The organism is Solibacillus sp. FSL W7-1436 (genome assembly GCF_038007305.1).
Lineage (GTDB): Bacteria > Bacillota > Bacilli > Bacillales_A > Planococcaceae > Solibacillus.
In genome coordinates this window covers 1553351-1565745 of record NZ_JBBOWV010000001.1, presented here as the reverse complement: position 1 = coordinate 1565745, position 12395 = coordinate 1553351, and the positions used below count along the sequence as shown (strand labels likewise).

7 protein-coding genes are annotated in these 12395 nt (G+C 40.0%); 2 read left to right on the top strand and 5 right to left on the bottom strand.

Annotated features, from left to right (window positions below):
* Positions 1 to 38: 38 nt before the first annotated feature.
* Positions 39 to 1532: a phytoene desaturase family protein gene (locus tag MKX73_RS07850; protein ID WP_340716962.1), complete on the bottom strand. Its 1494-nt coding sequence runs from the start codon at positions 1530 to 1532 to the stop codon at positions 39 to 41.
* A 463-nt stretch (positions 1533 to 1995) separates the two neighbouring features.
* Positions 1996 to 6396 carry an S-layer homology domain-containing protein gene (locus tag MKX73_RS07845; RefSeq protein WP_340716961.1) on the bottom strand — a complete coding sequence of 1467 codons (4401 nt, stop codon included), beginning with the start codon at positions 6394 to 6396 and terminating at the stop codon, positions 1996 to 1998.
* 587 nt (positions 6397 to 6983) lie between these two features.
* Between MKX73_RS07845 and MKX73_RS07840 the strand changes: the two genes are divergently transcribed.
* A complete protein-coding gene (locus MKX73_RS07840) occupies positions 6984 to 8168 on the top strand; it encodes a CaiB/BaiF CoA transferase family protein (protein WP_340716960.1) in 1185 nt (394 codons plus the stop codon).
* A gap of 43 nt (positions 8169 to 8211) precedes the next feature.
* Here the strand turns inward: MKX73_RS07840 and MKX73_RS07835 are convergent, their stop codons facing one another.
* The 3 genes from MKX73_RS07835 to MKX73_RS07825 form a co-directional block, all read right to left on the bottom strand.
* Complete coding sequence (locus tag MKX73_RS07835) at positions 8212 to 9654, bottom strand: Fe-S-cluster redox enzyme (RefSeq protein WP_340716959.1); 1443 nt, start codon at positions 9652 to 9654, stop codon at positions 8212 to 8214.
* 199 nt (positions 9655 to 9853) lie between these two features.
* Positions 9854 to 10372: a hypothetical protein gene (locus MKX73_RS07830; protein ID WP_340716958.1), complete on the bottom strand. Its 519-nt coding sequence runs from the start codon at positions 10370 to 10372 to the stop codon at positions 9854 to 9856.
* 111 nt (positions 10373 to 10483) lie between these two features.
* Entirely contained in the window at positions 10484 to 11779 is a 1296-nt protein-coding gene (locus MKX73_RS07825; RefSeq protein ID WP_340718866.1) for an acetamidase/formamidase family protein, read from the bottom strand.
* A 250-nt stretch (positions 11780 to 12029) separates the two neighbouring features.
* On the opposite strand from MKX73_RS07825, the gene MKX73_RS07820 reads away from it, so the two are divergent.
* Positions 12030 to 12383 (top strand): YbgA family protein, encoded by a 354-nt coding sequence (locus tag MKX73_RS07820; RefSeq protein WP_340716957.1) that lies wholly within the window; start codon positions 12030 to 12032, stop codon positions 12381 to 12383.
* Positions 12384 to 12395 lie beyond the last annotated feature (12 nt).

The following is a 12395-nucleotide window of genomic DNA, read 5'->3' as shown; positions in this document are numbered from 1 at the left end:
GTTCCTTCCATTTGCATTTATCTTATAGCTAGTACTATTTACTTCTTCCTATCTTTTTCGATCAGTTTCTTCGCCACCTGTTGCCCGCTAAGCGTAACCATTGGCATACCGCCACCCGGATTAACAGTTCCCCCGACGAAATATAAATTATCATAGCGTTCACTTTGCTTCGGATGTTTAAATCCTTTATTTATTTTCTTATCGGATACAGTTCCGTAAATTGCCCCGCGGTCCGAAGAATACGTCCGTTCAATATCATGAGGTGTCCACATATCCTTTGTAACAATACTTTCTCTAAGATTGTCCAAACCCATATTTTCCAGCTTTATTAATACCTTTTCCGCAAACTCGGTATATTGCTGCCGAGTTAGAGGCTTATCTTGAAGGTGAGGAATATGTGGAAGGATTTTAAGGTTCTCATGACCCGGCAGTGCTTGTTTTGGATCTGTTTTATTCACGTTCACTAAATAAATGACAGGATCATCCGGAAGTTCATGCTTCTCAAAAATCAGATTCATTTGCTTTTTCATATTTTTAGCGAAAAAGAAATTATGATGGGCCAGTTGAGGGTAGCTGTTTTTAACCCCTAAATGTAAAACAAGTCCTGAACTTGCTGGTTCGAATTTTTCATCTAATTTATCGGTATAGCTCTCTTTTTCTTCGGTCAATTGTTTATATGCCGGAATGACTTCCATATTGGAAACAAAATAATCAGCAGTCAGTTTCGTGCCATCATCCGTATAGGCAGCCGTAATAACTCGCTTGTTTTTATCCAGCTTCACGATCTTTTTCCCAAGATGGAATGTTACACCAATTTCTTCCGCTAACTTCACTAAAGCATTTGCTAAATTGTGCATTCCGCCAGGCACATACCATATTCCCTGGGCGTGCTGCATGTAAATCATCATATTAAGAACTGCCGGCGCATGATAGGCGGAAGATCCGACATATTTTACAATATAACTCAGCATATCCCGGAATTGCGGATTCTTAATTCTTTTATCAATCGCATCAAACATTGTCGACGTTAAATCAAATTTACGCAATGACTGAAACGCACCGTGATATTGAAGCACTTCTTTGAGATTGTCCAATCCCTGATCAAAGTATCCTTGCTCCGTTATTTCGTATAATCCTTTCGAGTATTCCAGTAATTTATTGTATTGTTTAATATCTTTTTTCGAGAGAGAAGGATTCAAGTTTTCCATATCGTACAAATTCTCATATAAATCAAGTGTATTACCGTCCGGGAAAAATGAGCGCCACTGATGGCTCAACCGTTGAATCTTCACATAATCACTCATCTGTTTTCCGCTTTGCTGAAATAAAGTCTCGAATATGTGGGGCATCGTCAGAATCGATGGCCCTAAATCAAAACCGAAACCATCCTGTTCCAGACGGTTCAGCTTTCCGCCGAGATGATTGTTCTGTTCATATATAGCTACATCGTATCCTTTTTGCTGGAGTGAAATTGCCGCTGATAAACCGCCAAGCCCTCCGCCTATTACAACCACTTTTTTCTTCCCGGACATATTGCCTCCCCCTCTGTTTATCCTTTATTTAAACTCTAATCTGCTCCTGCCGATCACGGGCAACAAAAGCAGTCCTATTGATTTTCCCGATCACATTAAAAATAGTATCTGCTCTACTTCATGTATGTAATTAATAGGTTTTCGTTAAACATTGTACATTAAAACAATTATTGTATAATCTTTATCCCGAGTGGATTTTCAATTTTTTACTTTTTCTCTTTAACGTTTACCCTTTATATCTTGCTTTCAATCCTAATAAATAAGTAACTTTTTCGGTTTTATTGTTCGATTTTCAAATTCAGTCTGTTTATAATTCCCATCAAATTTTATCAACTTTGTATAACGTTTTCAAAAATTGGGGGACCCGCACTAAATAAATGCAAAACAAAAAAACCAAACTCACGCAGCTTGTGCTTTGTGGGTTTGGTTTGAAAAATAATGTAATTTGAATGGCTGCAAAAAATTACTGGAATGGAATGTTTAAATCATTACTAATCACTCTATATTTATTTGTTGTCCCATCATTAATTGCCCAAACAATATTACCGAATTTATCAACAGTGAAAATATAAATATGGTTACCTGCAATGAAAATCGGATCATATGTGCCCGCAGCAACACGAGGGGCAGTTAAGTTTAATGTAAATTGTTTGTCTGCCGGACTGTTTGCCTGTAACGGACCGGAACCGTAAGCAATTATCTCGTTGTTTGGCGTATTCGGATTTTTCACTAACTTCATAACAAGTGCTGGGTCAACGGATGTTCTTGAAGCGCCCGTAACCGCATAGTAATAAGTCTGATTTACCGATAGTTCAATATCAAGCTCTGCAATTACCCGCATTGTTTTTGATGCCGGAACTTTTATTGAACCAATATTAATACCTGTCAGAATCGCATCTCTAATTTTACTATCAATATAAGGCGGATAAATATACGTACCGATCTTCGTCGTATCAAATCCGTTCGCACCTTTGTAATCGTACACAGTTGCACTTTCGCCTTTCATCTCTACAGTAAATGTTCTTTTTGCTTTTGTAAGGTCCGGTGTTTTTAATTTGATGACTAATTGAGTTTCATTTGTCGTATTCGTAATCGCCGTACCATATGTTCCTTCAATTACATAATCCGTCGTAATGTCATGACCAAGTGAATCTTTAATTGTCACAATATCCGATAAAGTGAAGCTTCCCGGTTTATTATAATTTGTTAATCCCGAATTACCATTTTGACGCATAATCGCTTCATTGAATGTCAATATAAATTTAGGGTTTGAATTTGTCAATTCTCCGTCACGAACAACAACTTCTTTAATAAACGGCTTAGTTCCATCCGTATAGAATGTAGCCTGCAACGGATTACCTTTTGGTTCATCCGTTGCCTCACTACCACCCACACTGCGCTGTAATAACGTAAAGTTGCCGATTGAATCTACAACCCCTACATAAATACCGTACTCTTCATGGGCAGTTAAATTCAGGTTGGACGGCGTAAAGTTAAAAGTACCAGGGCCTGTCGACTGACCAATATCTCTTGCACCTAAAGTTTTAAAAGTGTCAAAAAGCCCTGGATCATTCGGTGTCGTCCTCAGTACATCAGCTAAATCTTTCAGGTTCCCTGACGTATCGAAGTAATCGGTGTTCAACTCGTATTCTTCTTTACCGTTTACTATCTTTTTAATATATTTACGCACAGGTAATGCGAAGAAGTTCGCCTTTTCGTCCACATTTGCTGTTACTCGGATTCTGTTGTCCGTTCCTTCAACATTTTCAACTTTAAAGCCGGATACGAGCGGTGGTTTTGAATCGTCAATTAACGGTCTGCTTTCAATTTTTGAAAGTTGCCCTGAACGATCTTTCAACACCATATATATTTTATAGCTTTTAAACGGATTAAGTTTTGGCGGTGTAGGCTTTGTTACATTAAATTTAAATGTGCCAAGCGTTGCCGGATTTTGGCCATCCGCAATATAGTCATCAGTTGTACCTGCCGATGTCTTTGTCTGGAATTTCCCTTTTACTATATCTGGATCTGTAGAAAACTCATCGACGAAATGACGATTTGTAATACCGCGCTCTGCAATTACCTCATCATAATCAGATGGTAAGATCATGTAATAGTACGTACCGGCTTTGTTTGTATTTACTTCGATTTCATATTGGGAAGGACCCGTTACGACATTTCTGATCCGGATTGTCGGCTGTAATGCGTCCGAATGGCTGTACTGCGCATAATTCCGCGGTTCCATTCCCACCGGCACAACATCCTTATTTTCGAATTCATTTTCCGCTAAATCCTTTACCCCTTTTAAAATGGTAGCGACAATCGTATCACCATTTACTAAAGAGCTGACGGAAGGAATCGTTAAACGAATTCGCTTGTTGGAGTATTGAACTTCGACTGGCTTCATTTCTTTGTGCCCTGATATATTGACAATTCCTGTACCGGATAATAAATAGTTATCAGGATTTTCAGCTGTTGCTTTATCAAGTTCTTCGCTCACGGTTATATAGAAATAGCCTTTTTCCTTATCTGCCAGTTGCAGCTCCGGCGGTTGAATAACATACGGATAGGTCATATCCGGCGCTTCTGTCTTCAATATAATCTTCGGTGCAGGATTGCGCATCTTGTTGCCCGATTTATCGACCATTACCGCATAAATTTCATACTCTGTGTTTGGTTTAATATCGCCGATTGCCGGAGTTGCACCATATTTCGTTTCGGTAATGACGATATCATCAGGTTTTGTAATTGTTCCTTTTCCTGTGTAGCGCTTCATAATTTCATCGACAGTCGGGTCCGGCATCGTAACAGGCGATTTTTCGCGAATATAGTAGAAGTATTCGCCCGGCTCTGCAATTCCCTTAATGACAAATTGCAGACGCTTACCTCCGTACATCGTTTCGCCTTTATCGAGACGGAATGTCGGTGGTCGGTTATCGATTGTCGAGAATTCCTGCTCTTCCTTCTCTGATACATTGTCCGCTTCATCAATTACAATTGCATAAATGATATAGTCCGTCATCGTTTCCAGACCGGTTACAGTAAAGTTCACAGGCTCGTCCATTACGAGTGGCCCACTGCCGTTGTATTTTGTACCGCCTGTTTTAATCTCACTTATTGTTGGGGGTTTTTCATCGGCCTTTTTAATGACATAATAGTATGTTCCATCTTCATCCGCTGTTAATGTCACATCGGCTGTCGATCCGCCGGCTGCTACATCCAACTGTGTAATGGTTGGAGACGTAACATCGGTAACAATCGTATTTTCCACCGGATCGCGGTCAACCGCTTTTCCGTTTTCATCCTCTACATATCCAATGTTCGGGTCATCCGTTTTATAATCGTCAAACACATCGTTTACGGTTTTATTATTCGGGATGATTGCTTTGGAAATATAGGCATGTGTACCAAGATTCGTAAAGCCATTGCTTGATGTAATGTAATAATAGCCATACGAGCTGTCTGTATTCAGGTACACATTTTTCAACGTGTTTTTATACACGTATTGAATATAATGAACGCCATAAATAGAAACATTATAGTCCGTATCGATATACATCGCTCTCGGGCTTGCATACAGCTCCATGTTTGCCACATTCCCCTGTACCGTCAGGCGGTCGATAGTATAGTTGGCTTTTAAAAATGTACGGTCCGCAGTTACATACAGATTACGAATATCCGAATTTTCAAAGTCCACGTATTTCTTAACATTTGTCAAACGTTCGGTGTATTTTTGCAGGTGCTCGGGCTTTGTCGGGTCCGGCTTATCCTGCAGTGTTTCCTTATCATCAGGATTCAGGAAATCTTCATTTTTCGGGTTTGTAGGTGTGCCCCAGTCGATGAACGATGCGAAGTTCCCTATACTCGCAATACGCACATTCCCCAATGCAGCAAGCGAACGTCGCGGTGCTTCTGCCACTTCCACACGTCCTGTAAAATCGATGTTTTTGAAGCGCAAATAGCTTCCGTTAATGACAAGTTCTCCTGCAAACGAAGAATTGCCTCCATCAAGCGCCAATAAACGCGAAGAAGTTCCGCTCGCATTTATCGTAAGCTTCGAAATATTTTGAAGGGTCTTTCCTGAATAGCTTCCCTCGATGTAGGCACCTTTTAATACATTTTGATTTCCCGCATTAATAATACTGCGTAAATGGGATGCCACCGTGTACGGGACACCGTTTATGTATATTTGATTTCCAACAATATCCCCGACTGTGTATACCGGATTGCCCCGGTCCGCTTTTTCTGCTCGCCAAATAAATGTCGCCATCTGCCCGCGTGTTACGGTATTAAAAGGATCAAATGAAACAGGTGTTTTTCCTTTTGTTACATTCAAATCATAAAGTGTCTGTATAAAATACGCATTGGCATTTTTATTTGAAACATCCTTGAAACCATGAGTAAGTTTTGTGGAAATGCCAAACTTGAAGCCAAGCGTTAAAATTTTAGCCATTTGTCCGCGTGTAATCGGCTCTTTTGGTTTAAAGGTTTTATCTGAATAGCCATTAATGACACCCGCCTCTGCCAATGCGGCGATGTAACGGTAATTTGGATTATTCACTGTCACGTCTTTAAACCCAGGATTTTTTGGATTTGTTATATTTACATCAATCGTCAGTGCCAGCATTTTTGCAGCATCTTCACGAGTAATTGCTGTGTTTGGTTTAAATGTACCGTTCGAATAACCTGTTGCAATTTTACGGTTGGCTAAATCGATAATCGGCTCGTAATAATCCGCATTTGGATTTAAATCACTGAACGAAATGGCATTTGCCTGGTGGGGTATTGCGACTAGCACACCACTTGTCGCCAAAACCGTTGCGACCGCTGCCTTTGAAAGTTTTTGTGCCTTTTTCGAGTCCATGTTAGAAAATCCCTCCCTTTTGAAATGTCGTAACATGTTCAATCTAGTAAATACTACTATTGTTTATATCGGCTAAAGGTGTGCAAAAATGTATTGAAATTATGCAGTTTTTCAATTTATTTGGGGATTTCTATTTTTGGACAAAAAAAGGAACGACCCTGCTTTGACTTATTGTCAAAAAGCAGAATCGTTCTATAAATAAATAGCCAACCAGCCATACTTTACCCTAGCAAAAAACTTTCTAATCTTTATCAGGGTTTCTATACTTAGTACATATTCACTAAAATTACATTTTATTCCTGTATAGGGCCAATTTTTTTAAAATAATAGAGAATAATCTATCAATGTTTGTTTTTTCTGTATTTCTGCACATTTTGCTTATTTTCGCACTATAATTTTCAGAGTATTTAAAATATAATAGGGAATAGAGAATTAGAAAATAAGGGGACTCTTTTTCTTATATTTATATTTTATTGAAAGTGATGGCATATTTTTAGTGATAGTTCTAATTTCTACATTGAACTTTTCACAGGCAAGATTCAAAATTTCCAACAAAAACAACTGTTCAACACATAAGGGGGATGGGTATGACTATTTTAAATGGATTAAAAATACTGGATTTTTCTTCTCTATTGCCTGGGCCGCTTGCGTCAATGATGTTTGCGGATCTCGGTGCAGATGTGATTCATGTGGAGTCAGAGCGCCGTGTTGATTTAATGCGGATTATGCCGCCGTATGATGAGGACAAGGAATCCTACTTCCACCAGCATTTAAACCGTTCAAAAAAGTCTTTGCAGCTTAATCTGAAGTCTGCGGAGAGCATTGAAATTATTAAAAAGCTTATCCAAGATTACGACATTGTCATTGAAGGATTCCGTCCTGGAGTGATGAAACGGCTAGGAATTGACTATGAAACACTGCGTGAATTCAACCCGCGCCTCATTTACTGTGCAATTACAGGCTACGGGCAAACGGGGCCTTACGCAACCCGGCCAGGCCATGATAATAACTATTTATCGATTGGCGGTGTACTCAATCATTCGCGTCTGAAGGATAAAAAGCCCGTTGCTATGGGTATTCAAATTGCGGATATTGCAGGCGGGACAATGCATGCTGCTGTCGGAATTTTAGCGGCTGCTCTTCACCGTGAAAAAACTGGTGAAGGGAAATTTATCGATGTTTCGATGACTGATGCGATGTTTTCGATGAATGCTTTATATGGTACGCAATACCTTGGAAGCGGCCGTCCGCCTCAGCCGGAAGAGGAAATTTTAAATGGCGGAACATTTTATGATTACTACCGGACGAAAGACGGTCGTTATTTCTCAGTCGGCAGTCTGGAACCGCAATTCCGTAAACTATTATGTGAAGCGCTTGGCATTCCGGAACTGATCGACAGCACATTTAATGACTCCTACTATACACAGCAGCGCTTTAAAGAAGCAGTTACCGATGCATTTTGTTCAAAAACATTTGATCAGTGGCTTGAAATTTTCAATGAGGATTTCCATGGATGTGTGGAGCCGGTACTTACATTTGACGAAGCTTGCGAACACCCGCAAATTAAAGCACGGAATATGCTCGTAGAAGTTCGGAAACCGGATGGATCCTCGCAGCGCCAAATTGGAACAGCCTTGAAGATAAGCGGTGTTGAACCGACTTACAAACATGTCGGGGCAAAAATAGGTGAACATACCGAGGAAATTTTAACTGCTTACGGCTATAGTAAAGAACAAATCGAGCAGCTGACAAACGATGGCGTATTGCAATAAAACAAGAAGGTGAAGCATGCATCTGCATTGCTTCACCTTTTGTTTAACATAGAGCTACACGGCGCTCAATAAATTGGCGCAAATATTGGAAATGATGCGGTATGAGCAAATATTTCTTATAGACTGCCAGCAGTTTCTCCACTAGCAGGTCTTCTTCAGCCCAAAACAGTATTTTCAACAAATTGCATATATGCTGTGATGTCATTTCGGCAATACGATAATAATCGCTGTTTTTATTTAAATATTGCTGTTGCCATAAAATAATCGATTCCCGGATATTTTGGGGCGAACCATCTACAAATAGAGCAATATCACGTTGAACAGTTGCCTCGATCATATGCAGGATCGTTTCTGTTTCATCGGCATGAAGGAGCTGAAATAGGGCTGCACATGACGCAAGCTCATAATTTTTCAGCAGTTCTATCCCAAGTTCAAACTGCTCCTCCTTTACAACGCTATTTATCAGTTCATAAAAGACATGCTCCAAGTAGTTTTTCCGGTAATCTTTCACAAGTGTATCAGGCTGCGGGCTCATGCTGCTCAGCACATCCGCATATTCAACGACAAGTTCGATCGCATGATTATTGATCCGCTCTTCTTCAATCAAAAACATTCCTTGCAGTAAAATACTCCGATAATCTCTTTTATAAACCGCCTCCTGAAACAACATGTAGCCAAGCAGTGTCTGCTCTTTTGTATTCAATGCAAACTTTCCGGTTGACCAGTTTTCCAGTAATGCCTGAATGCATTTTCGAAGCTTCAGCATATGGCGTCGCCCGCTTGTAAAATGCGTGCGGACATTTAATAGATGCAGCTGCTTTATTTCATCCGATTTCGGGTTTTCAAAATCAATCTTCTGTACAAGCTTATGAATGATTGTTGCAATCCGATTCGCTGTCAACTGTCCGGCAAGCAATGCTTTAAAATGCCTCATTAATTCAACAGGTCTCGTAATCTCCATTAAAGGTACTTGTAAGAACAGTGAATAAATCTTTTTCGCACCGATTATTTCCCAGTACTTTTCATTTGCACAATAAACCGGTTGCACAAAATAATGATTGTCCACTTTGTACACATAAATTTTCTTGAGTTCCGTTTGTATATGAGTTACAGGAACCGGCTTCGAAAAAATATATTCAACCAGCTGGTCTAATGCCACTTCCCCCTGTGTATGTAAAAACGAAAACAGCACTTTTCTGTTTTGCTGCTCGGCAAAAAACTGTTCCATTTTTCCATTCGAATTATTCGTCTCGTATATTGAATCATTAAAAAATAAGTCTAATCCGCCCCAATAGTTTTTTATTAACTGAAAGCAAAACTTCTCTGCACGCTCCTGCTCCAGCAAAAATTCATTGCTCTGTATAGGTGCGCCCCAAATCGCAGTCTGTTTTTCAAATTGAAAATTTCCTTCCAAAGCCTGCTCTAGCTTTTCCCCTGTTTGTCCGTTCGTCTGTTGAAAGAGCTGCTCATCAAATGAAAGCAACAACAAAGATCCCTCCATTTTTTCCACCTTATTTCTATACAAAAATATACCAAAAATTAAATGGATATGTAACGTTTTTAATTTTTTCACTTTCCTTCAAGGTGATTACATAAAAAAGAGCATATCGTTTCATTTGTACCAAGTCGTATGAAATGCTGCTTAAACCATACGCACCGACAATAGAAATCGATATGCCTCATAACTATTCGTTATGCAAAATAGGGGTCACAATAATTTTTGATGGATTGGCTTGCACTGGTTTGCTTTTTGTTGCACGGTCATAAAAAACGAACAGCATCTTTCCTTCCAAATCATTTTGATCCACGCGCTTACCTGCCAAATCCAATATTTCTGTTTTTTCACTGACATGGAGTTTAAGCTTCAGCTGATCACAGTAAAACTGACGGTCAAATGCACCGACACATACTTCGCCATCCTTATCATACTGATCAAAAATGATCAACAGCGGTGTTGTATGCGGCGGGGAAACCATCGGCAACGGATTTCTGGAATCAATAAAGGCAATGATTTTTGCCTTGACCGGAATGGCAGATACCCCAATTTGGTGCCCGTCCTTTGTCATTAAAGGCGTTTTTGATGTAATTTGAAATATGACTTTCTTATTGCCGTCTTTTTCACTAATTGCTTCTATAATACCTATACCGGACTGAACGCTAATCGAGATGACAAGAGTTTCTATCTTCTTGATCAATGGCTGCATCGCTTCATCCCCTCTACTTTTCTAGTAATTTCCTATTTCCCGAAAAATAAAGAACAAAAACTTATCTAATTAACTATGACATTAGTGCATTTAATGATTGATTAATGACATTCAGTCATACTGGCGCTTAACTGTTTTAAAGAGGCGCGCTTTTTTCAGAAGTGTTTTTGGCATTTGAACTGTTGCAGTTACAACTCCCGGATGTCTTCCTATTTCAATTCCACCGGTAATGGTTGCACGGTTTCTCAATTCTTCCACCGTCAGTCCAAATAACTTTGCCGCGCGTTCGAGTGCATTTTCTGTAGCTGCATTTAAGTTAACCCCTGTTCCTACAATCGACAATGGGAAACTTTCCTCGACCTGCTTTACACCGAATTCTTCAGCCAGCTCGCGTGCAATGCGTTTCTCTTCTTTCGTGAAAGGTTTTGCGGTATAAGGTAAATCTTCAACATTCGGAAGCAAGATCGGACCATCCAAGTTTACCTTTTTCAGTACACTTACCTGCAGCTGTACAATACCCGATACATCCGTTGTATGTCCGGCAATTTCACCATCGCCCTGCATTGCATGCATATCTCCTACGTATACACCGCCTCCTGGAACTTTTACAGGGCAAATGACAACAGCCCCTTCACGTACACGGTTAATATCCATATGTCCATCTGTACGGTGAATATTCAGCTCGTCTTCGGTCAATGTAAATTCATGCGGTGCTCCGATTAAAAATGTTCCGAAATCACCGGCATTATGCGAATCCGGCATTGCTTTTGATGGCGTTGTTCCAAGCTGTCCAACAAACGGGCGCATTCTTGCAAGTACCCCGATCAGGTCACTCGGCGCGAATGAAGTAATCGGATTTTGAACCGAATTTTCCGGAGTACGCATATAGTTTTTGCTTTCCTGGGCAATCCGGCGTGCCGCTTCTTTTCCGACCGTTAATCCGACATTCCCTTTTGAATTAAATGCCATTGTATAGCCGTTGGAAATTTTAAATGGTGTTGTGTCCGTACCGCAAGTCATACATTTTATGGACTCCTGACCGATTCCTTCTACAATTGTCGGCGGATGGAGCTTCCCGCACCCCGGGCATTTCACCTTTACAAAAGGATCTCCGATAAAGCGTTCATTTTGAGCTTCGTCCGTTCCCGAAGAAGTCGCAATCGATGTAACTTGAATCGACTTAATCTGGATGACGATTGCATCTCCGACTTCAGCGCCTTCAACATATACAGGCTTCGTTACTTCGTGCCCCCCACGGATCGTCGGTGTAATCATAGGCCCCCAACAACCAGGAGCTGTATTGGCAATGATCGTACCCCCATCTTTTAAAGGCCCTAACATTGGTGCATTCGGGTTTAATACACCGTCCGTAAATTCATTGACGAAGAGCGTTTCGGCAGCCTGAATAACTGGTTTATCCCGGTATACCGGATCTCCTGTTAATTGTTCATTTGCTGATGTTAGTTCATTTACCATCGGAATCCCTCTCTCTTTTAAATTTTTAGTAAATTCAGAAATTGGATACTATCTCCATTATACAAATTTTTTACACTATAAGCTGGATTTGACTTCCCATATAAGCAAAACTTTTATCTATCTTATATAATGTGAACAACTAGTAGATTATGCAAAAGTGGAACGTGAGGAGGAATCTTTTATGGATCAGAAGAAGACGGAAATCCTTTGGCGTGAGGAGAAATACAATGTGATGTTTTATAGTCAGAATCACTACAATGCAATACGTCAGGCTATGAAAAACAAGGCTTCTTATGAAGAAATTTCAGCACTGATCGCTCAGGCATTAAACTTAACACCAACAGCAGGCAGCATGCGCAACGCTTGCCAACATATGTGGGGTTATTTTAAAAAAGTTGCGACCGAAGAGGAGAAAAAACAGTACGAACAATTGATAAAAACAACAGATTTCAGTGAACTATTAACGTTTTTAAGAAGATTGGCGGAGAAATATGAAGTAACGTATTTATTGGAAAGCCGGGTATTGAAGCGTTAGAAAGGAAGAGAA

Coding starts and splice junctions, on each gene's coding strand:
- MKX73_RS07850 (WP_340716962.1), bottom strand. CDS start 1,532: ATGTCCGGGAAGAAAAAAGTGGTTGTAATAGGCGGAGGGCTTGGCGGT.
- MKX73_RS07840 (WP_340716960.1), top strand. CDS start 6,984: ATGACTATTTTAAATGGATTAAAAATACTGGATTTTTCTTCTCTATTG.
- MKX73_RS07820 (WP_340716957.1), top strand. CDS start 12,030: ATGGATCAGAAGAAGACGGAAATCCTTTGGCGTGAGGAGAAATACAAT.
- MKX73_RS07845 (WP_340716961.1), bottom strand. CDS start 6,396: ATGGACTCGAAAAAGGCACAAAAACTTTCAAAGGCAGCGGTCGCAACG.
- MKX73_RS07830 (WP_340716958.1), bottom strand. CDS start 10,372: ATGCAGCCATTGATCAAGAAGATAGAAACTCTTGTCATCTCGATTAGC.